Raw genomic sequence first — 20,611 nt, 5'->3', positions numbered from 1 at the left:
TTGAAAAACTATCAGTTATACTATAACATTTCAATTATTAAACGTAATGAATGAATCAAAATGAAAAAGCCAAAAGTAGCGACCTTAAGTGCTGAGGAACGAGAAGAACTAATCCAGCATATTAAGGCAAATTCATTAACAGGAGATGATCAGCAAGCGGTGATAGAACTTGTGAAATTTTGTAACGAACTAATAGACAAGCTAGCATCATCAAACATCAGTATAAATAAGCTTAAGGAGATGATGATTGGTTTTAAGGCAGATAACAAAAAAAAGATAGTTCAGATTCATTAAAAGAACCACCGAGTGAATCTGATAATAAGAATGGTGGTAATGAAGAAGAGTACGATGAGTCCAAGAAGAGAGATCGCAGTAATTGGCAAGGTAAATATGGATTTGATGATTATCAGGATGCGAATACCAGCTATTTATCTCCTGAGAATTTTTGTAGTGGTGATAGCTGTCCTCACTGTGATAATGGTAAACTCTATAATAGTGAAGCTAGAAAATTGCTACAATTTACAGGTAATGCTCCAATTACAGTCAACAGATATGTAAAGAAAACGTTACGCTGTAATGCTTGCGATTATACAGTTATGAACAATAAGAATATCAACAAATGGACAAATAGTAGCAAAAGTGCAATAGTGTTACAAAAGACCTACGGTACTCCCTTCTATCGTTTATCTAGGTTGCAAAGTTTAAGCGGGGTTCCTGTATCATATAGCACTCTGTGGCAACAATATTTAGATGTTTGGCAAGAAGATGGTGGAGCTGAAATTTACAGGGTATTATTAGAAATGGCTGCCGAATGTAGTTCACTGAACCTTGATGATACTAGAGCTAGAATTTTAGAAATTACTGTAGCCAATAAAAAATTACGAGCTCAAAATAAGAAAGGACGCAGCTGTTATACCACTACTATATGTGCTAAGACTGCCAATAATGAGGTGATAGTTTTATATTTTACCGGTAATAAGCATGGCGGGGAGAATATTGGTAACATACTAAAGAATCGTAAGAATAGAACTGATTCTATTCATTTAATGACTGATGCAAGTAACAATAATAACCCGGTATTATCAGAAGCAGATAAAGAATTACTGGCAATAATAGTGATGATCAATTGTTTGTCACATGGGCAGAGAAAATTTACAGAGAATGAACCATATTACCCTGAAGAATGCGGATATTTTCTCAAACAGACTGCTGGGATTTACCATAATGAACATCAATGTAAAGAGATGAGCCTTGAGGAGAAGCTGAAGTACCATCAGGAACATAGCAGTAAATATATAGAAAATATATATAACAAAATAGATGAATTATTTAACGACAAGAAAGTTGAGCCTAATAGTAGGTTTGGGCAAGCTATGAAATATTGGTTAAATAATAAAGAAGGTTTGACGCAATTTTTGAAAATTCCAGTTAGCAGTCTTGATAATAATTGGGCTGAGAGGTCACTACGTACCATTATTTTACAAAGGAAGAATTCATTATTCTTTAAAACAATCAATAGTGCTGAGATACATAGTGGTCTGTATAGTATAGTAAAGACTTGTAGTGAGAATGAAATCAATGCCTTTAAATATTTAAATTGGCTGCAAGAGCAGAGTAGCAAAGCAAAGAAGCATCCTGAGGATTATACGCCTTTTGCCTATGCAAGATATATAAATAATACGGAATTAATCGAGACGGCAGCTTAAATGACAGGAAGCCAATCATTGGAGAGTTTGGCAGAACTAGGATCGCCATTATGAATAAGAATGTGTAAGGTTCTATAACAAATCTGATAAGATGAATTATCAGATGGGGAAAGTTTTGCCGTAAATTTACCTTTGGATAGGCGTTTAGAGCATAACCAAAAGCCTTGACCGTCAAAGGACAAAATTTTAATGGCAGTTCTGTTTTTATTATAGAATAAAAACAAGGAACCATTAAGAGGGTTGGAAGAAAGTTTTTGTCTGCAAACAGCTATTAAACCATCGATACCCTTACGAAAGTCGATGGCAATAGTGGCAACAAAAATAACTGACTGAGGGGTTAGTTGCAGCATAGAAATGTTTGAATTATGGTTTTTAGCTCTAGTGTTTGAATAATAAGCTTGGTACCATTTGGCTTAATAATGTGGCAAGTGTAGTAATTTTGTTTGGGAGTAGCCACAGGATCAGTATCTATAGAATTTACTAGTTGAAATGGGAGAAAATTAATATCGTGTTGTAGAACTTTATTTGAAGTTGAGGTAGGAGAAGTTTTGAGGGAAGGTTGATGGGCTTGTTGAATTGAACTAATTATTGTTTTATTAATATTGAGATGTTTGGCTATATCTTTGCAAGAATAGTGATGGAGTAGCTGGCGAACTAATTCCTTTAGATGGTTTGGTATGGGATCAAACTTGTTAGTTTTAGTTTGACGCCAGGCTTTAAATTGCTGAGCTACTTGCTCAACAGTAATTGATGGTATTTGCATAGTAGGAACCCAAATGTATAAAATAAATTTTATACTAACAAAAAAATTAGATAGAGTTATGCAGTTTTGCTGCAAGTATACGTTATTCTACAACCAGGTATGATTGTGTCCAATGAGCCAGGTTACTATAAAATCAATGAATTTGGCATTAGAATAGAAAATTTGATGTATGTCAGAAATAGCTTACAGGATATAAATTATCTAGAATTTGACACTCTTACTATGGTTCCTTATGCAAAGGAGTTAATAGATTACAGAATGCTAAATGAAGATGAGATAAATTATATAAAACAATATTATCAAAAAATTAAACAACAAGTTTATCCCCTACTGTCAATTAGAGGACAGAAATGGTTAAGCAATCAATTACTTTTCACATATAGCTAACAGATTAACATTTAGCCACAGTAAACTGGCGTTATTGCGAGTAGGCATAAGCATAGTACCCTTTTTTATTTTGTAGTGAAAGTGTAATTCGACATAATGTACCAATTTAAGGAAAAAAACCGATCTCTAACTGTCTATTCCTATTATATTCCATTTTGGGTCTCCCTATTGTTGTTTTAATACATTAAATATTAAATCTAGAAGAATAACAACTGCTATTCATTCTGTATATAGGGTAGACCCATACCATTATTGCGAGGAGCTGTATGTCTATATCCGCTATATCTACCGCTATCATTAGATATTGGTGCAACACCTATTAATGATGCTATTTGTTTGCGGTTCAATGTACCAAGTTCAGGTAACAAAGCTATAAGCTCATTAGATACTACTTTGCCTATACCATTAATGGTTTGCAGAGTCTCTTTCTTAGCTTGCAAGAGTTTATCGTTTGCTATTAAGCCATCTATTTCTTTAGTAATAGATGTAATTTGTTCTTCTAGGGCGTGTCATCAAATGAGTTGACATAGTGATATAAATCATTAAGTTTATAAAAAACTAAAGGATTGTTGAAATGCGTCGATATGCTTTAAGAGATGAGCAATGGGATAGGATAAAGGATATACTACCTGGAAAAGAAGGAGATGTAGGAGTAACAGCTAAGGACAATCGTCTTTTTGTAGAGGCGGTACTATATAGATATAGAGCAGGAATAGCTTGGAGAGATTTGCCTGAGAGATTTGCCTGAGAGATTTGGGGATTTTAGGGTAATTCATACAAGACATACAAGATGGAGTCAGAGAGGAGTTTGGCAGAAGGTATTTGAGTTACTTGCAGCTGATGCAGACAATGAGTATGCGATGATCGATTCTACAATAGTGCGTGCACATCAACATAGTGCTGGTGCAAAAAAAAAGTCATAACAACTGATCAAGCTATTGGTCGTAGCAAGGGTGGTTTGTCGACTAAAATACATGCAACTGTTGATGGACTTGGTAACCCGACTGGCTTTCATTTAACAGCAGGACAGGCACATGATTTGCAAGGGAGTGATGCACTAATGGAAAGACTAACACAAGGATTGCATGTACTTGCAGATAAGGCTTATGATGCATATGAGCGGGTAAGGAATAGGCTAAAAGAAAAAGGTTGTGTGGCTGTAATTCCATCAAGGAAGAATCGCAGAATTCCAATAGAATTGGATACAGAGCTTTATAAGGCACGGTACTTAATTGAGAATTTTTTTGCTAAGCTTAAACAATATAGGGCGATTGCAACACGCTATGATAAAACGGCTCAAAACTTGGCTCTGTCCAGAAAAGTGTGTAAATTTCCAAAATAGGTCATTAAATTTTGTTAAGCCTATCTTCAAATTTGATCATCAAATGAGCCATAGCTTCATTCCAGTTGGGAATAGGCATAGTCCATTTTTTGGTCATATAGTCAATTGTCAAATATAAGCTTTTAAAAACAGCACTATCACTAGGGAAAACGCGCTTATTATTTGTTACTTTACGCAATTGACTATTAACAGATTCAACTGAATTAGTGGTATAAATTACCTTTCTAATTGCCTCTGGATATCCTAGAAAAATCATTAAATTATCCCAATGATTATACCATGATTTGGCAATTTGTGGATATTGTTTATTCCATTTTTCTTCAAAATATACTAAAGCTAAATGTGCTTGTTCTTCCGTTGCTGCAGTATATATCGGCTTTAAATCGCTAGCCACCTGCTTCCTATCTTTATATGATACGTATTTTAAACTATTTCTAATCTGATGTACAATACATAATTGATGTTCTGTTTTTGGATAAACTGCTTCTATCGCCTCAGACATACCAGTAAGATTATCACTACAGGCAATCAGTATATCCTTTAATCCTCTATTTTTCATTTCAGTAAAATTACCAAGCCAAAATTTTGCCCCTTCATTTTCACTGATCCATAATCCCAATATATCTTTTCTACCAGATAAATCAATCCCTAATGCAACATATATTGCCTTGTTAATTATCCTTTTGTCTTGCCTAACTTTTACTACTAAACAATCAAAAAATACTATCGGATATATCTCTTCTAACGGTCTACTCTGCCAAGCTTTTACATCATCCATTACATCATCGGTGATCTGACTGATTAAACTCTCACTTATTTCAACACTATACAACTCTTGTAATTGAACCTTAATATCAGATACACTCATACCTTTAGCATATAATGATAAGACTTTATCATCAAAACCATCAAAACGTTTTTGTCTTTTCGGTAGTATTGCTGGTTCAAAGGTACTACGCCTATCTCTTGGTACTTCTATCTCAACCGCTCCATGTTCGGAGATCAGTTTTTTGCTAGTTATACCATTACGAGCATTATCATTATCTACACGACTGTATTTATCATAGCCTAGATGATTATTCAATTCTGACTGCAATGCCTTCTCTATCAAGCGTTTGGTCAATTCTTTTAATAATCCTCCTTCTTTCAGTATTGTGCTTACATCTGTATCATTATCTATTAATAAATCTACTGCTTGCTTTATTGATTCATTTGTTTTTTTATTCATGTAATTTCCTTTTTTGTTATATTTTTATATATAACCTATCTCGAAATTTACACACTTTTCTGGACAGAGCCCAAAACTTTTTGGGGGCGATTCATCTTGCTGCTTCTGTAATTTTGTTGAATTGATGACACGCCCTAGTACTTCAATCATTTTAACACAACTAGACTTGATTAAATCAGCTCTCGGGGACTGAGACCTATTTTTTTCTGCAATCAACATTTGTTTGAGATCGTTCCTACGTCCTACTAATTCATACAAGTTTAAAGCTTGTTTAGATTGCACTTTAAATAACTCTAATACTACAGTCGTAAACTTTATGCATACAGTGCACGGGTTCTTTCTTTATCTTTAAAGTGACAATCTTTTGCTCTGGCTTGGTGTCGTCTTCGCCATAAGGATAGGCTTAAGAATGCTTCCTTTGTTGTCGTAAATAAGCTTGAAAAAATCAACTTTACAAAACGTCTAATTTCTTGAACCGTAAGGCTGATAAAATCTTCTGTTTTTTTTTATATTCGTGCATTGAATCCAATTGCTCTTGACCTGCAGATATAGTGAAACCTATTGAATTAGGTGATACAAACTTTGTGTTAACCTTGCGAAAGCAGGCATCTAGATTCCCGCCGTTGCTAAGAATGACAACTTACAATCGTTATGTTCTTTATCACCTAATCCTATAGGCATAACTATAACATAAAAGATACTGAAAATTGTATGGTGTCTTAGCTCCTACCATTTCCGTTAATTGCCAGCTATTCTTCCTCTCAACAGAACTCATTAATGCTTTGACATACAGTGACATATTATTAAAAGTTCTATAATCATTACATCCTACTCTTAAACCACTCTGACCTTCTTCTATCATTCCTTCCAGTTCTTGCCATATCTTGATGTTATCCATTCCTTATCTCATCTCCTCCTTCAACTATGCCATACATTCTAATACATATTTATATTATTTGTAAACTACGACTGTAGTACTAACCTTTCTGACCGTGCAAAACCATAAAGTGCTAGAGCTTTAGCGTCAAGACTATCAGTTTTAGCTGCATTCCCAAAAGACCTAATAAAGTTTTTAACTTTACGAGTATTGGCTCTATGCACAGCAATAGTTTGAGTAGAAAGAGTTAGTAATATCTCCATTTCGTATCCACCAGTAGTTTCTAAAACGCATAATGCCAGAACTAAGCTCTTTTTTGTAATCCTTGATAAAATCAGCTATTCCATTAGAGTTGTTATCATATTCTTTAGTTTCTTTTGTTCCATGAATAGCAACAACAAAATTGAATTTTCCTATATCAAGACCGATAAAATTACTATATAATAGCATAATACCTCGAAGGCTTTTAATGTTTACGATTGTAAGCGGGAGTGCAAAGGCATCCCAATCAATTATTCAAACGTCTCGGGGATTTGGGCTAGAGTACCAGGATCCATACGATCTTAAAACCAATTGCTTCACGGTCGCTCACGCCTGCACTGCGATAGTCATTTATGTTATTAATGACTATCGCTGCAACACACCCCCTTATAAGTAAATATAAATCATTATTTACATTTACTTCAATATCTATTATATCATACTTTTAACTTACAATTGCTTCGTCGACCTATGGTCTTCCTCGCAATGACGTTGACCACATACGACTTTTAAAGTACACTATCTAAAACCGCTTCCTCTTCTAACTTTCGACAGTTGTGGGCTGAGGTGCTTTGTTACACTTTAAGTCGAATACATGACGGTATTTACTTTTTTCTGTCAAGTATTATTTTTTTCTTGCATTTTCTGGTAGTTCCATACATGACTTAAAACATCTAATATGATGACTTGAAAACACCTAATATGCTAAATAATAAAATATTACATAACCAATTAATATCAAGACGTTCTTTTCTCATAGGTTCAGGAAAACTGACCTTATTTTCATTGTTGGCTGGAAAAATGTTTTACATGCAGTTGTTTGAAAGTGATAAATATCGTACTTTATCTGATAAAAATCGTATAAGTTTTATTCTAGTTCCACCCTTCAGGGGACAAATTTATGATGTTAAAGGTAATGTTTTGGCTACAAACAAAACTTGTTTTAGGTTATTGCTTGATATGCATGATGGCAATGATTACAAACAGGAATTAATTCTAGTAGCAAATATCTTGCAACTAACTGAAGAAAAACAAAATTACATTAATCAGAAAATAAAAAAAGCCAATAGACGTATTCCTTTACCTATACTAGATAATCTTAGCTGGCAACAAATGTCACTCATTGAAGAACAAAAGTTAAATTTAACTTCTATTTTTGTAGATGTCGGTTATGTAAGATTTTACCATTTTTCGGAAGCAACTTGTCATGTGATAGGGTATACTGGACAGATTAATGAGCAAGAAAAACAAGATTTAGAAATTAATAATTTAGGGGATTTTAATATTGGTAAATCTGGTGTAGAAAAATATTATGAAGAAAAATTACGTGGAAAATTTGGTTATAAACAGATAGAAGTAAATGCTTTAGGCAAACAAGTCAGAGAAATCGCCAGTCTTCCAAGTCAGCAAGGAGAGAACTTGCATCTAAATATTGATGTAGAGCTGCAACAAAGAGTGCAGTCTTATTTGAATAAACAAGGTTGTTCGGCTATAGTTATCGACACCACTAATGGTAATGTAGTAGTTCTAGCTATGTCGCCGGTATTTGAAGCCAATAATTTTATAAAATTATCTCAAGATTATTGGCAAAGTTTAATTAATGATCCTTATAAACCGTTGATTAATAAGGCAATACAAAGTACCTACCCACCTGGCTCTATTTTTAAAATTATTACAATTTTAGCTGGTTTAGAGAGTGGAATTAAACCGGATAAAACGGTTAATTGTACTGGAGAATCAGTATTAGGTAGCAATAGTTTCCGGTGTTGGAGTCGTCATGGTCATGGGGTAGTTGATATGTATAATTCCATTAAACATTCTTGTAATTCTTATATGTATGAAATATCTCGCTTAACAGGTCATAAAAGAATATTAGATATGGCAAGAAATTTTGGCTTCGGTACAAAAACTGGTATTGATTTGACTGGAGAATCATCAGGTTTTCTTCCTTCAGAAGAATGGAAAATAAAAAGATTTAACTCTAAATGGACGATTGGTGATACTCTTAATTTATCGATAGGGCAGGGGTTCTTATCAGCTACTCCAATCCAGTTAGCTAGGTTTGTAACAGCAATTGCTAGTAATGGGAAATTGTATAATCCTAGAATTGCTAAAGATATATCGGTATTTGATCAGGTCAATATCAATCAAAAATATTTAGATATTTTAAAAGAAGGTATGTATAAAGCAGTTAATACCGAAGGAGGGACTGCCTATTATAGTAGAATTCTGGCAGAAGGGCATCAATTAGCTGGTAAAACAGGTACGGCACAAGTACAAGCAAAAGCTAATATAGATGATGATTTAAGTAGTAAATCAGTTGTTTGGCAAAGGCGTAACCATGCTATATTTGCCGGGTTCGCTCCCTATCAACAACCTCGTTACTCTATTCTAGTCTTTGTCGATCATGGTGGAGGTGGTGGTAGGGCAGCGGCTCCTATAGCTAGCAAAATTATGACTATGGTGCTTGATAAATATGGTTAACCAGGGTTGGCATTTAGCCATTTATCTCAACGAAAAGGATGTCATTCTTAGCAACGGCGGGAATCTAGATACCTGCTTTCGCAGGGATGACAAGTTAAATCTCGCAGGGATGACACAAAACAGGATTGCGTCGTAGTGTTCACGCACTTCTCGCAATGACGCCATGCTGTTTTTTGACTTTTAAATGCCATGTGTAAGGTGAATCTTCTATGGCTAACAACTGCTAGTATTACCAATACTCATTGATAGGCTAGCTGAAACAAATTTTTCTAAATCTCCATCGAGTACACCCTTAGTATCAGACGTCTCATGATTGGTACGTAAATCCTTAACCATCTGATAAGGTTGCAATACATAAGATCTTATTTGATGTCCCCAACCATTCTCAGTTTTGGATGCATTTTGTTCATTAATATCATCGGTACGTTTTTTTACCTCTACTTCATAAAGCCTTGCTTTAAGCATTTTCATAGCCTGTGCTTTGTTCTTATGCTGTGACCTATCATTTTGACACTGTGTTACGATATTAGTAGGTAAGTGGGTAATCCTTACTGCAGAATCAGTAGTGTTTACGTGTTGCCCTCCAGCACCGGAAGATCGGTAAGTATCAATTCTAAGATCTTTTTCATCTATTACAATTGCAATACTATCATCAATTTCTGGGTATACCCAACTGCTAGCAAAGCTAGTCATCCTTTTGCCTGCAGCATTAAAAGGCGATATCCTAACCAATCTATGCACACCAGATTCTGTTCTAAACCAACCATATGCTTGGTAGCCATTAATTTTAATAGTACATGATTTGATTCCTGCTTCTTCACCATTAATAAGATGAATAATCTCGCTTTTAAACCCCTGTCTTTCGGCAAAGCGTAAATACATACGCATCATAATTGATGCCCAGTCGTGACTCTCTGTTCCCCCAGCTCCAGCATTGATTTCTAGAAAACAATTATTACTGTCAAAATCTCCTGAAAATAAGCATTCAGTCTCAAATTTTTCGGCAACAATAGATAGCCTTCCTAATTCTTCTTGAACTTGCCCTAAAACTTGTTGGTCATTTTCGATAAATGCCAACTCCTCAAGTTCTAAACATTCCGTAAGATTAGATTGAAGTTGTTTAAACGAATTAAGCTTAGTTTCTAGAAGTCTTTTTTCTCTCAGAATATTTTGAGCCTTCTCCTGATTATTCCACAGAGCTGGATTTTCTGATATATTTTCTAACTCTACAAGCCTTTTGGTTGCGTTATCAAAATCAAAGTGACCTCCTGAGCAGTCCTAAAGACTGTTCGATTTTTTTTACATAATGTTCAATTTCAGCACGCACTATTAAATTTCCTACTATAAAATGGAATTTTATTATATAACAGATAAGATTATGCCAAAACTCAATAAGGTTTGGAATAATCTTATAGCTAACCCGAATAAGTTCTTGATATCCCAGGCGTAATTGCGAGGAGGCATAAGCCGACTAAGCAATCTAATGAATAGTGGATTGTCACGACCACTATGTGGTCTCGCAATGACGAGAGAACTTTTTCTAATTTTAACATTATATCGAATATACAATGAATAATCAAAAGTTTATCAGAAATTTTTCAATCATCGCCCATATTGATCATGGCAAGTCTACTTTAGCAGATAGATTAATTGAATATTGTGGAGGATTGGTAGCTCGAGAAATGAGTCATCAGGTACTTGACTCAATGGACATAGAAAAAGAACGGGGAATCACTATTAAAGCACAGACTGTTAGATTAATTTACCAAGCTAAAGATGGTAATAGCTATTATCTAAACCTAATGGATACTCCTGGTCATGTGGATTTTTCTTATGAAGTAAGTAGGTCGCTCGCTGCTTGTGAAGGCTCGTTGTTAGTGGTAGATAGTAGCCAGGGTGTTGAGGCACAAACTTTAGCAAATGTTTATCAAGCGATCGATAATAAGCATGAAATTGTTCCAGTGCTTAATAAAATAGACCTACCAGCGGCTGATCCTGATAAAGTTAAGCAACAGATAGAAGACGTAATTGGCATAGATGCAAGCGACGCATTACTAATTTCGGCAAAAAGTGGGATAGGAATAGAGGAGGTGCTTGAAGCAATTGTTAATAGGCTGCCTTGCCCCACAACTAATCAAACAGATGTTTTAAAGGCATTATTGGTTGATAGTTGGTATGATTCTTACCTAGGGGTAGTAATTTTGGTTAGAGTTATCGATGGAACTTTACGTAAAAATATGCGTATTAGGATGATGGCTAGTAATTCTAGTTATAATGTTGAGAATGTTGGGTATTTTACACCTAAGAAACATATATCAGATGTTTTATATCCAGGAGAAATAGGTTTTTTTACTGCTTCAATCAAACAAGTTGTTGACTGTAAAGTTGGTGACACAATAACTGATGAGAAAAGACCTTGCAAGGAACCTTTGCCTGGTTTTAAGCCTCATTTACCGGTAGTATTTTGTGGGTTATATCCTTCAGATGCTTCGCAATTTGAGCATTTAAAAGATTCTTTAGCTAAATTAAGACTTAACGACTCTAGTTTTGAATTTGAAACAGAAAGTTCAACTGCCTTAGGTTTAGGGTTTCGCTGCGGTTTCTTGGGGCTGCTGCATCTTGAAATAGTGCAAGAAAGATTGGAGCGTGAATTTGATCTTGATATGATAACTACTGCTCCTAGTGTGGTTTACAAGATTAATATGCGTGATGGACAACAATTAGAAATACATAATCCGGCTGATTTACCTGTTACTCAAAATATAGAATCAATGTTAGAGCCTTGGGTTAAGGCAACAATATTAGTACCAGATGAGTTTTTAGGTAGTGTTTTATCTTTGTGTACTGATAAAAGAGGAGTGCAAATTGAATTAACTTATGTAGGTGGTCGGGCTATGGTAATTTACCGATTACCGTTAAATGAGATAGTATTCGATTTTTACGATAAGTTAAAAAGTTACACAAAAGGTTATGCTAGCTTTGATTGGGAAATAGATGGTTATGAGGAAAGTGATTTGGTAAAATTATCTATTTTGGTTAATAGCGAGCCAGTTGATGCTTTGTCTACTATAGTACATCGCTCAAGATCAGAATATCGAGGTCGAGAATTGTGTAAACGTCTTAGCGATTTAATCCCAAGGCAATTATTTCAGATTGCTATTCAAGCTGCTATTGGTAGCAGAATAATTGCTAGAGAAACCGTCAAGGCAATGCGTAAAGATGTTTTATCTAAATGCTATGGTGGGGATATAACTCGTAAACGTAAATTATTGGAAAAACAAAAAGCTGGCAAAAAACGTATGCGTAATATTGGTAATGTTGAGATTCCACAATCAGCTTTTATAGCTGCCCTTAGAATCGGAGATGAGTGATATAGCTACCGTGATGGCTTTTTGTCTATAGTGAAACCTATTGAATTAGGTGATACAAACTTTGTGTCATACCTGCGAAAGCAGGTATCTAGATTCCCGCCGCAGCTAGGAATGACAACTTACAATCGTTATGTTCTTTATCACCTAATCCTATGGGCATAACTATATTAGTGAGGAGACGTAAGTCAACGCAATGACGTCGTTTGAAGGCAGCCCGCAATGTACTAAATGTACATAAGGATTCAAGGACGGAAACAACGGTGGAATCGTCCATTAAAGAGAAATGTTCACAGAACCCAAACATGAAAGAACCATTATCGATATATATACACTGGCCATTCTGTTTATCAAAATGTCCGTATTGTGATTTTAATTCTCATGTTTTAGATAAAGTAGACCATGTAATAACCATATGTTTTTATATTTAGCAAATGATAAAATAGAAATATTATTTGCTATGAAGCTGTAATTTTATTATATTTAATTAACTAGGGAGGTTTTTACTAACTAGACTTTAATTTAAAGGCAGCACAAAACATGGTTACTCAATTCCTATCTTCTGAAATGTCTAAAGGCTTTGTTTTAAAACTACTGGCTGTAACTTTAGTTGCTCTTCTTACATCTACCATCACATTTGCATTTACAACAAAAACAAATACTGATTCACTCTCCCATACTGAAATTGTAGCACCTAACTCTCAAAAGATAAAAGAGGAAGAGATAAGTGCAGAGAATCTAGAAGGGGTAGAGGTTATATTTGATTATGAGGGGTACCAAAATAATTTAGCAATGTGCGAATCTTCAAATAATGCCAAAGCCGAAAATGAGTTAGGATTCATAGGTTTATACCAAATGGGTGAAGCAGCTTTAGTAGATGCTGGTTATTATCATGCTAAATCACTTAAACCAGGACAAAAGCTAGGAGAACAATATAATAATGACTGGACTGGCACCTGGACGGGCAAAAATGGTATAAATATAGTTATGCTCATAGGATTAGGTGATAAAGAACATAACGATTGTAAGTTGTCATTCCCGCGAAGGCCGGAATCTAGATACCTGCGTTCGCAAGGTTAACACAAAACAGGATTGCTTCGTCGACCTACGGTCTTTCTTGCAATGACGTTACCCCACTTAAAACCCCTTCCTTTTCGAACTTTCGACAGCTGTAACGTAAAGCCCAACGAAGCAATCCTAATATATCACTTTTATGGATTGTTTCGCCGCCACTAAAGTGGCTCCTCGCTAATAGACGTCTTTACTATGGATAAATACTAATCGAGTTAGCTATAACTGTTCCACATCGTTAGGAGTAGAAACTCCTTGTTGATCAAAACTCTCAGTAGGACTAGTAGCATCTTGCTTATTAATTCTTGCATAATCTTGTGCTTCAGATTCTGACCTTGCCACAATTACCGTTATATTTGTGCTAAGATCAGCATGCAACCTAACCTCTACCACAAATGCACCTGTTGACTTTATCGGTTTCTTAAGAATGATATTTAAATGTGATATTGACTGTGAAGAAGCCTTAGATAAACTTTCGGCAATTTCTTTATTATTCACTGAACCAAATAATCGACCATCATCAGCAGATTGTCTAATAAATACTAATTCTTTACTACTTATAATATTATTAATAGCTTCTGCCTCAGATCTTATTTTTAGGTCTTTTTCCTCAAGATCATGTTTTTGAGTTTCTATGAACTGTTTATTAAGTTCTGTTGCCCTAATTGCTAATTTCCTAGGGATAAGATAATTACGAGCAAAACCCCTTTTTACCTTAAGAATTTCTGCAATTTTCCCTAGCTTTCTTACGGGTTTAATTAAAATAACTTCCATCTTATTCCTCTGCTCAAACTTGAAACACAAAAGGCAATAATGCTAGAATTCTAGCAATTTTTATAGCATTTTTCAGTTTTCTTTGTTTTTTGGCACATACATTGGTGATTCTGCTAGGTAGCATTCTACCACCCTCCGATACAAATTTTATTAACAAGTCAGGGTTCTTGTAATCAATTATTGGAGCATTGGCAATAGAAAGAGGGCAACCTTTACGTTTTCTAAAAAACACCCTTTTATTATTTCTATCAGCCATTCTAGTCATTGACTTAGAGTCAGTAGCGTCATTTTCAAACATTTTAATCTTTTCCAATTTTATTACATTGAGTCTTTATTAATTGTTACATCGACTATTTCTTCATGATCTAAACTTTTGCTTCTTAGAATAGGTGAAGGTTCAGCACTTATTGAATCAACATTTATATTAATAAACCTAATAATATTTTCACTTAGCTTCATTTTCCTTTCTATTTCAGTTATTACTGAAAAATCAGTTTTAAGCCCCATAAAAACATAATGCCCTTTTTTGTTATTACCAATCTTATAGGCTAAACTTCTTAAACCCCAATATTCAGTTTTAACAACTTCACCATTACTATTTTCAACAATTTTAGCAAAATCATCGGTAATTTTATCTACATCAGCAGACGAAATATCTTGCCGTATGATAAAAACTGATTCGTAAAAAGCCATATATAAGAATCTCCAGCTACAAAATAAAGTCATTTATAACAATAAAAAATATTTAATTCAAGTGTTATCTTTACTATAAGGCATAAATTAATGAATCTACTAAAAATATCTTTGATGATTGTATTTGATAGTTGCATAATTACAACCGTTTTGTACGGACTGTAAACAAATAATTAAATTAGTAGACTTATGTTAATAAATTTAGTAGAAATTTATTAATTAATTCGATAATATTGCACTTTAAAAAGTTAAGTTTAATATCATTACAATAATTTACAATAATGTAACATTAGACTCTTGCATAACTAAAGGATACTCTTTTGCTTTAGAATTGGTTTCACAAAACTTTGGAGATTGACGCGTTTTACTTAATATTTCTGTATACGTAGTTTTAGACCCACCTTTTGTTTATGCTCCAATTTTTCAAATCATTTGGATATACAAGACAAGAATTTAGTTACGCCTAAAGTCTTCATTTAATTAAGTATTTAGAATGTTTGATAAATTACCACCTAGAATTCTTATTATAGAATCAACTAAAAGCGTCAACGCTTCTTTGTCTAACGTTATAGAGAGAGCGTGGTTTAATCTTATTAGGGCTAATACAGTAGAAAAAGCAATAGTTCTTTCTAATATTAACCGCCCTGATATAATTATTATTGATTCGATAGTACAAGATAAAGTTGCTACAGAGATAGCAGCTAAAATAAGAGAAATTGACGATTTAGCGAGAGTGCCAATAGTTTTTTTGTTACACCCCGGAGAGTCTCCGTCTGATTACACTTTAGAAGATAGCAACTTTGTTGCTTCTCTCATTAAGCCATTTACGTCAGATCAGTTAATGCTCTTAATAAGATCTTTATTAAGACGCTCTAATTTAATTCTACAAGATAAAGTTATAAAATATAAAGAAGTAAGTATGGATCTTACCACTTATAAAGTAACTAATAACGGCAGGATAGTTCGTTTAGGACCAACAGAATTTAAGATTTTACAACTTTTCATAAAATCACCTAAAGTAATATTTTCCCGTCAAGATATTGTAGACAAAGTGTGGGGTAAGGGTGCGATTATTGACCTACGTACTATTGATGTACATATAAATAGAATAAGAGCATCTCTAAAAAACAAAGAATCTGAAATATTTATAAGAACTGTGCGTTCCACAGGATATTGTCTTGATTTACCAGATATTCAGGATTAAAGTAAGAATTACCTGTTATTAATCAAACAAATACCTATTCAGAAGCCTCTCATGTAGTTTTTTCAAATAATATACAACTTGCAATTTCAAAAATTTGCTGTAATGTTCTGAAACATTAGTGTCTAAAGTACAAAATATCCAACCAATTAGTAAGTTGTTATGAAACCAGATAAAATTCAAAATACCCTCATTATACCATTATACATTATTGTATTAATTATTGCAATACCGATGTTAAGTGAAACTATTTATACCCCCTCACTTCCTAGCTTAGCCAAGGATTTAGCAATTAGTGCTAATTTAGCTGAATACACACTCACTATTTATTTGTTTGGTTTTGCTGTTGGTGTTTTAATATGGGGCAACTTATCTGATTCTTATGGGCGTAAGCCTTGTCTACTCGCAGGATTTTTGGTTTACGCCTTATCGTGCTGCATTTGTTATCTAGCAGATAATATAAATATGTTATTGGCTGCAAGATTTATGCAAGCTGTTGGTGCTAGTGTTGGTTCGGTATTAGGGACGGCCATAGCTAGAGATGCAGTAGAACCGAAAGATCGTGGCAGAGTATTCTCAACTATAGGTATTGCTATGGCTTTTGCGCCTGCTATAGGACCAGTTATAGGTAGTTTTGTAGTAAAATTTTATCATTGGTCAGCTGTATTTCTTGTACTAATCGTAATAGCAATATTCATTATGGTGTTAATATCAGTTAAACTTCCAGAAACTAACCAAAATCTAAAGGCAAAACGCTCGGCTATTATATTGTATAAAGAATGTTTTAATAAAATGGTCAGAGATCTAAGGTTACTCGGTTTTGTATTTTTAATTGGAGCACTAAATGGTATTACATTTGGTTATTTTGCTGAAGCACCTTTTTATTTTATCTCAGGGCTAAATATTGCAACTTCGTCATTTGGTATGATAGCACTATTTTTGTGTATTCCCTCAATTTTAGGTGGGCTTATATCTAAAAAGATGCACAAACTGCAAAGAACCTCTGACCATATTATTTCCGTAGGCGTTAAACTTATGTGCCTAGGCTCTGTGCTATTCTTTTTATCTAGCTATTTTAGTTTAATTAATAAAGATAATGTAACAGTATCTGTATTACAAACTTTATTATGGATGGGTATGATTGGTATTGGTGGCATGATGGTAATGCCCAATTGCTTAGGTCAGGCTTTAGAAAATTATGGTAAATTTACTGGTACTGCTGCCTCGCTTTCTGGTTTTATGTATTATGTAATTATTGCAGGTTTTACAATGTTAATGGGATATATGCATGACGGAACATTGATACAATTACCATTATTCATAATGATCATTGCAATTAGCATGATGTTAGTGTTTTATCTTACCATTAACAAGAAGTAAATAGGGTGCATCTATTGAATAACTCACCTTATGCATGGTATTAGACACTGTTAACAAAGCTTTGTTAACAGTGTCTAAAAGTCATAGGAAAAATAGCCAGGCGTCATTGCAAGGGGTCACTTTGGTGGCGACGAAGCAATCTAATGAATGTAGATTGCCATAACCAACGTGGTAATAATTTAAAAGTTTTTGCTTGACCAATAGGGCAATATATGTCAAAAGAATAATACATCCATAAAACCTAGAACTTCTTTTAAAACTAGGCCGCTATAGCTTAGAGGTAGAGCACATCATTGGTAATGATGAGGTCGCAGGTTCAATTCCTGCTAGCGGCACCATACATCTGAGGTTTTGTAACTTCACTAAACCATTTTTATTTTGGTTTCCCACCAAAAGTCCCCAAATTTGACCTACAAAACAGTCTATTTTTAACCGTTTTTCACGGGGGGAAAGTATGACAGAATCGTTAATTTTCCCTGAGAATTTAGTTGAAAATACTGATGCTATTTTCTATAACATAGCCGGTAATTTCACCCCACCTGAATGGCGGAGCCTTACCAATAATTATGGTAAACAATTAAGTAAGACTTCTCGTCAACTTCTATAGTGAAACCTATTGAATTAGGTGATACAAACTTTGTGTTAACCTTGCGAAAGCAGGTATCTAGATTCCAGCCTTCGCGGGAATGACATCTTACAATCGTTATGTTCTTTATCACCTAATCCTATGAGCATAACTATAGAAGCAGTTGAAGAAGATTGCAATAAGATCACTCTCAAACCAGCTAGTGCCTTTATTGGGCATTGGATTAAGGATAAATACAGCAAAGATATGTACTGTGGCATGGAAAAAATAAGCAATCCCGCAAAAATAATGAAAACGGCTATTAGTGGAGCGTAAAAATCTGTTATATTTATAGATATAAGCTAATTTGGAATAACTAAATATAAAAAATTTAATAATAATACAAATAATAGAAAATAAACTATTGACAGCAATCTTTAGTTGAGATATGCTGCGAAATATAGGGGGGTGTTTTCAATTAATTAATTGCTAAAAAGCCTGGAAATCAGGTGTAATAAAGGGGATTACAAGGAATATTTATATGATTAAATATTATGGTTTGTTTGAAAAATATTTAGCAAAGATATCATCTAGGAGACTGTTGGAGATGGCTAATTAATTATATTTTGAGCTATTTTTCGACGAGAATAAATAGGATTTTTGAAGGAATAGTGTACCTATTTCCAGAGAATCTTATAATTTGTAGCAAAAAAGACTTTATTCACCCATTAAATAAGCTTTGTTAACAGTGTCTAGATTACAACAAGCTAATGAAATAGCAGAAAAAGTAGGCTTTTCACCATTTGCTATTGGTAGGAAATATTTACGGGAAGAGATGATAACTAAAGTAAGAAATTTGCTAGGTACGTGTCGAATAGATGCCGAGAAATGTCAGCGTGGTATTAATGGTCTCTATGAGTTTGACGCTACTATAGTTATGCCTATAGGATTAGGTGATAAAGAACATAACTATTGTAAGTTGTCATTCTTAGCAACGGCGGGAATCTAGATACCTGCTTTCGCAAGGTTAACACAAAGTTTGTATCACCTAATTCAATAGGTTTCACTATATCAGTAACTTTTTGCCTGAGATTTATGATAATATCAACTGGGATGAATGTTTTAAACTATTTTTTGAGCTGAGAGGGACTCCAAGTTCAATCCTTAAGAATGAGCAAGAAGTATTACAAATCAGACAACAACGTAAGATGATGCAAATGCAACAATTACAACAGCAGCAACAGACACAAGGGTAAGAAGAATAAATGAAACTATTAATTAACTCTTCATCCCCAGCAAATTTACTAACAAAAGAGCAATTAAAATCAATTTATTGCAAGCTTTTTAGCGGAAAAGATGGTAAAATAATATTAGAGGATTTAGCTCAAATGAGTGGTATATATCGCAGCAATTTTGTTAGGCAAGAAAGTGATTACACTGCCTTCCTTGAAGGCTACCTAAGCGTTGTTTCTATATATCTGCTCGCAGGTTTCAGAAGATGATGGAGTTAATAATATCGATGGTGCTAAAATAGAGTAGTTTTTTATAATGAGGATAAGTTATGAGCAGTAAACCGCTGATGTCGTTGGACTACGCAATTAAATTTTTACTGAAAAATAAAGGTGACTATGAGATAGTCGAGGGCTTTATTTCGGCGATACTTAGAGATGTCGGTGGCTATCCAGCAGTAAAAATCATTGCCTTGCTTGAAAGTGAAAGTAATAAAGAAAGTGCAGAACTAAAGAAAAGCATTGCTGACGTTATTGTTGAAGACCATCAAGGTCATAAATATATTGTTGAAATAGATCGCACATATACTAGCCTCTTTCTCCACAAAGCTTGTTTTAATACTAGTCGGTTGATTGTTGATAGTATTTATGCTAGTCAAGATTATACTAGCATAAAGAAAATATTTCATATCAACTTAATATATTTTGCTTATGCAGGGATGAAATCGCCTTTATGTCATGGTAAGACTATTTTTAGAGAAATCGATAGAGAACATCCTTTAGATGTACATCTTGCCGATAAGGAGGGTAAGGTAGTGGATATTCATAATGTATTTCCAGAATATTTTATTATTTCTGTACCACTTTTTGACGATATTATAAAAAAGGAAATGGATGAATGGTTGTATTTTGCTAAACATGCTGAAGTTAGAGATGATTTTAAATCACCTTATATGAAGAAAGTAGCTGAACGACTTAGCATCCTAAAAATGACTGATAAAGAACGTATAGAGTATAATAGATATGTCAATGAATCCTTAAAACAACGTGATTATATAGTTTCAGCTGAGCAAAAAGGTAGAGAAGAAGGTAGGGAAGAAGGTAGGGAAGAAGGTAGGGAAGAAGGTCTTGAAATAGGTGAAGAAAAAAGAGCTATAGCTATGGCAAAGAAAATGTTGGCTAAAAGAAAGCCAATAGATGAAATCATTGAATTTACCGGACTAACCATTGAAGAAATAAAAAAGTTAAAAAAAGAACTAGAAAATTCAAAAGAAGAATAACC

The 20,611-nt window shown here is 34.1% G+C and carries 29 protein-coding genes, 1 tRNA gene and 1 pseudogene; 19 read left to right on the top strand and 12 right to left on the bottom strand.

Annotated features, from left to right (window positions below; genetic code table 11):
• Window positions 1-60: 60 nt before the first annotated feature.
• Genes ACQH2P_RS09160 through ACQH2P_RS09150 form a run of 3 tightly spaced genes read left to right on the top strand, consistent with a single transcriptional unit; the run spans window position 61 to window position 1,706 of the window.
• Entirely contained in the window at window positions 61-294 is a 234-nt protein-coding gene (locus tag ACQH2P_RS09160; protein WP_425363882.1) for a hypothetical protein, read from the top strand.
• 30 nt (window positions 295-324) lie between these two features.
• Window positions 325-558 (top strand): hypothetical protein, encoded by a 234-nt coding sequence (locus tag ACQH2P_RS09155; protein WP_425362621.1) that lies wholly within the window; start codon window positions 325-327, stop codon window positions 556-558.
• Window positions 559-596: 38 nt separating this feature from the next.
• Window positions 597-1,706, top strand: coding sequence for an IS66 family transposase (locus ACQH2P_RS09150; RefSeq protein ID WP_425362622.1), 1,110 nt, complete (start codon window positions 597-599; stop codon window positions 1,704-1,706).
• Here the strand turns inward: ACQH2P_RS09150 and tnpB are convergent.
• On the bottom strand, window positions 1,703-2,056 hold the full coding sequence (gene tnpB / locus ACQH2P_RS09145; RefSeq protein ID WP_425362591.1) for an IS66 family insertion sequence element accessory protein TnpB: 354 nt from the start codon (window positions 2,054-2,056) through the stop codon (window positions 1,703-1,705). The genes ACQH2P_RS09150 and tnpB overlap by 4 nt on opposite strands.
• Entirely contained in the window at window positions 2,044-2,469 is a 426-nt protein-coding gene (locus ACQH2P_RS09140; RefSeq protein WP_425362592.1) for a hypothetical protein, read from the bottom strand. The genes tnpB and ACQH2P_RS09140 overlap by 13 nt, the downstream gene beginning before the upstream one ends.
• Window positions 2,470-2,535: 66 nt before the next feature.
• Between ACQH2P_RS09140 and ACQH2P_RS09135 the strand changes: the two genes are divergently transcribed.
• The gene (locus ACQH2P_RS09135; protein ID WP_425363881.1) at window positions 2,536-2,856 is read left to right on the top strand and encodes a M24 family metallopeptidase C-terminal domain-containing protein; all 321 of its coding nucleotides are present in this window, start codon (window positions 2,536-2,538) and stop codon (window positions 2,854-2,856) included.
• Between the two features lie 215 nt (window positions 2,857-3,071).
• Here ACQH2P_RS09135 and ACQH2P_RS09130 read toward each other — a convergent pair whose 3' ends face one another.
• A complete protein-coding gene (locus ACQH2P_RS09130) occupies window positions 3,072-3,296 on the bottom strand; it encodes a transposase (protein WP_425363880.1) in 225 nt (74 codons plus the stop codon).
• A gap of 134 nt (window positions 3,297-3,430) precedes the next feature.
• Between ACQH2P_RS09130 and ACQH2P_RS09125 the strand changes: the two are divergent.
• Window positions 3,431-4,198: pseudogene (locus tag ACQH2P_RS09125) on the top strand (IS5 family transposase).
• Between the two features lie 4 nt (window positions 4,199-4,202).
• Here the strand turns inward: ACQH2P_RS09125 and ACQH2P_RS09120 are convergent.
• Window positions 4,203-5,426, bottom strand: coding sequence for an IS256 family transposase (locus ACQH2P_RS09120; RefSeq protein ID WP_425362497.1), 1,224 nt, complete (start codon window positions 5,424-5,426; stop codon window positions 4,203-4,205).
• Window positions 5,427-5,977: 551 nt separating this feature from the next.
• Here ACQH2P_RS09120 and ACQH2P_RS09115 point away from each other — a divergent pair.
• Complete coding sequence (locus ACQH2P_RS09115; RefSeq protein ID WP_425363879.1) at window positions 5,978-6,103, top strand: hypothetical protein; 126 nt, start codon at window positions 5,978-5,980, stop codon at window positions 6,101-6,103.
• Here the strand turns inward: ACQH2P_RS09115 and ACQH2P_RS09110 are convergent.
• From ACQH2P_RS09110 to ACQH2P_RS09100, 3 genes are all read right to left on the bottom strand, one after another.
• Entirely contained in the window at window positions 6,088-6,324 is a 237-nt protein-coding gene (locus ACQH2P_RS09110) for a hypothetical protein (protein WP_425363878.1), read from the bottom strand. The two genes, ACQH2P_RS09115 and ACQH2P_RS09110, sit on opposite strands and share 16 nt — an antisense overlap.
• Window positions 6,325-6,389: 65 nt before the next feature.
• Entirely contained in the window at window positions 6,390-6,566 is a 177-nt protein-coding gene (locus tag ACQH2P_RS09105; RefSeq protein WP_425363877.1) for a hypothetical protein, read from the bottom strand.
• A complete protein-coding gene (locus ACQH2P_RS09100; protein WP_425364165.1) occupies window positions 6,520-6,753 on the bottom strand; it encodes a hypothetical protein in 234 nt (77 codons plus the stop codon). Before ACQH2P_RS09100 ends, ACQH2P_RS09105 begins: the two co-directional genes overlap by 47 nt.
• A gap of 513 nt (window positions 6,754-7,266) precedes the next feature.
• On the opposite strand from ACQH2P_RS09100, the gene mrdA reads away from it, so the two are divergent.
• Window positions 7,267-9,048: a penicillin-binding protein 2 gene (gene mrdA / locus ACQH2P_RS09095; RefSeq protein ID WP_425363876.1), complete on the top strand. Its 1,782-nt coding sequence runs from the start codon at window positions 7,267-7,269 to the stop codon at window positions 9,046-9,048.
• Window positions 9,041-9,184 carry a hypothetical protein gene (locus ACQH2P_RS09090; RefSeq protein WP_425363875.1) on the top strand — a complete coding sequence of 48 codons (144 nt, stop codon included), beginning with the start codon at window positions 9,041-9,043 and terminating at the stop codon, window positions 9,182-9,184. The genes mrdA and ACQH2P_RS09090 overlap by 8 nt, the downstream gene beginning before the upstream one ends.
• Before the next feature lie 77 nt (window positions 9,185-9,261).
• Here the strand turns inward: ACQH2P_RS09090 and prfB are convergent.
• A protein-coding gene (gene prfB, locus ACQH2P_RS09085) for a peptide chain release factor 2 (protein ID WP_425363874.1) occupies window positions 9,262-10,375 on the bottom strand; the annotation gives its coding sequence in 2 pieces (ribosomal slippage) (window positions 9,262-10,311 and window positions 10,313-10,375; 1,113 coding nt in all).
• Window positions 10,376-10,616: 241 nt separating this feature from the next.
• Between prfB and lepA the strand changes: the two genes are divergently transcribed.
• The 3 genes from lepA (at window position 10,617) to ACQH2P_RS09070 (ending at window position 13,542) form a co-directional block, all read left to right on the top strand.
• Window positions 10,617-12,419 carry a translation elongation factor 4 gene (gene lepA / locus ACQH2P_RS09080; protein ID WP_425363873.1) on the top strand — a complete coding sequence of 601 codons (1,803 nt, stop codon included), beginning with the start codon at window positions 10,617-10,619 and terminating at the stop codon, window positions 12,417-12,419.
• A gap of 21 nt (window positions 12,420-12,440) precedes the next feature.
• Window positions 12,441-12,581, top strand: a complete 141-nt coding sequence (locus tag ACQH2P_RS09075; RefSeq protein WP_425363872.1) for a hypothetical protein — start codon at window positions 12,441-12,443, stop codon at window positions 12,579-12,581.
• 838 nt (window positions 12,582-13,419) lie between these two features.
• Window positions 13,420-13,542, top strand: coding sequence for a hypothetical protein (locus ACQH2P_RS09070; protein WP_425363871.1), 123 nt, complete (start codon window positions 13,420-13,422; stop codon window positions 13,540-13,542).
• A 164-nt stretch (window positions 13,543-13,706) separates the two neighbouring features.
• Here the strand turns inward: ACQH2P_RS09070 and rplI are convergent, their stop codons facing one another.
• Genes rplI through rpsF form a run of 3 tightly spaced genes read right to left on the bottom strand, consistent with a single transcriptional unit; the run spans window position 13,707 to window position 14,954 of the window.
• A complete protein-coding gene (gene rplI, locus ACQH2P_RS09065) occupies window positions 13,707-14,261 on the bottom strand; it encodes a 50S ribosomal protein L9 (protein ID WP_425363870.1) in 555 nt (184 codons plus the stop codon).
• A 13-nt stretch (window positions 14,262-14,274) separates the two neighbouring features.
• Window positions 14,275-14,559 carry a 30S ribosomal protein S18 gene (rpsR, locus tag ACQH2P_RS09060; protein ID WP_425364153.1) on the bottom strand — a complete coding sequence of 95 codons (285 nt, stop codon included), beginning with the start codon at window positions 14,557-14,559 and terminating at the stop codon, window positions 14,275-14,277.
• Between the two features lie 20 nt (window positions 14,560-14,579).
• Window positions 14,580-14,954: a 30S ribosomal protein S6 gene (rpsF, locus tag ACQH2P_RS09055; RefSeq protein ID WP_425363869.1), complete on the bottom strand. Its 375-nt coding sequence runs from the start codon at window positions 14,952-14,954 to the stop codon at window positions 14,580-14,582.
• 493 nt (window positions 14,955-15,447) lie between these two features.
• Between rpsF and ACQH2P_RS09050 the strand changes: the two genes are divergently transcribed.
• From ACQH2P_RS09050 to ACQH2P_RS09040, 3 genes are all read left to right on the top strand, one after another.
• Window positions 15,448-16,158, top strand: coding sequence for a winged helix-turn-helix domain-containing protein (locus tag ACQH2P_RS09050; RefSeq protein WP_425363868.1), 711 nt, complete (start codon window positions 15,448-15,450; stop codon window positions 16,156-16,158).
• Window positions 16,159-16,317: 159 nt separating this feature from the next.
• Window positions 16,318-17,535: a multidrug effflux MFS transporter gene (locus ACQH2P_RS09045; RefSeq protein ID WP_425363867.1), complete on the top strand. Its 1,218-nt coding sequence runs from the start codon at window positions 16,318-16,320 to the stop codon at window positions 17,533-17,535.
• A 263-nt stretch (window positions 17,536-17,798) separates the two neighbouring features.
• A tRNA-Thr gene (locus tag ACQH2P_RS09040) sits at window positions 17,799-17,873 on the top strand.
• 216 nt (window positions 17,874-18,089) lie between these two features.
• On the opposite strand, the gene ACQH2P_RS09035 is transcribed toward ACQH2P_RS09040, so the two are convergent.
• Window positions 18,090-18,254, bottom strand: a complete 165-nt coding sequence (locus tag ACQH2P_RS09035; protein ID WP_425363866.1) for a hypothetical protein — start codon at window positions 18,252-18,254, stop codon at window positions 18,090-18,092.
• Between the two features lie 8 nt (window positions 18,255-18,262).
• Here ACQH2P_RS09035 and ACQH2P_RS09030 point away from each other — a divergent pair, with 8 nt between their 5' ends.
• The 5 genes from ACQH2P_RS09030 to ACQH2P_RS09010 all read left to right on the top strand — a co-directional run bounded on the left by ACQH2P_RS09030 (window position 18,263) and on the right by ACQH2P_RS09010 (window position 20,609).
• Window positions 18,263-18,436 carry a hypothetical protein gene (locus ACQH2P_RS09030; protein WP_425363865.1) on the top strand — a complete coding sequence of 58 codons (174 nt, stop codon included), beginning with the start codon at window positions 18,263-18,265 and terminating at the stop codon, window positions 18,434-18,436.
• 412 nt (window positions 18,437-18,848) lie between these two features.
• Window positions 18,849-19,109, top strand: coding sequence for a hypothetical protein (locus ACQH2P_RS09025; protein ID WP_425363242.1), 261 nt, complete (start codon window positions 18,849-18,851; stop codon window positions 19,107-19,109).
• A 73-nt stretch (window positions 19,110-19,182) separates the two neighbouring features.
• Window positions 19,183-19,356, top strand: a complete 174-nt coding sequence (locus tag ACQH2P_RS09020) for a hypothetical protein (protein ID WP_425363864.1) — start codon at window positions 19,183-19,185, stop codon at window positions 19,354-19,356.
• A 9-nt stretch (window positions 19,357-19,365) separates the two neighbouring features.
• The gene (locus tag ACQH2P_RS09015; RefSeq protein WP_425363863.1) at window positions 19,366-19,602 is read left to right on the top strand and encodes a Bbp19 family protein; all 237 of its coding nucleotides are present in this window, start codon (window positions 19,366-19,368) and stop codon (window positions 19,600-19,602) included.
• A 59-nt stretch (window positions 19,603-19,661) separates the two neighbouring features.
• Window positions 19,662-20,609 (top strand): Rpn family recombination-promoting nuclease/putative transposase, encoded by a 948-nt coding sequence (locus tag ACQH2P_RS09010; protein WP_425363862.1) that lies wholly within the window; start codon window positions 19,662-19,664, stop codon window positions 20,607-20,609.
• Window positions 20,610-20,611 lie beyond the last annotated feature (2 nt).

The sequence above is a fragment of the Candidatus Tisiphia endosymbiont of Hybos culiciformis genome (assembly GCF_964030975.1).
Taxonomy (GTDB): domain Bacteria; phylum Pseudomonadota; class Alphaproteobacteria; order Rickettsiales; family Rickettsiaceae; genus Tisiphia.
Note: the sequence above shows the minus strand (reverse complement) of the source record. Positions and strands in the feature narration are given on the sequence as shown.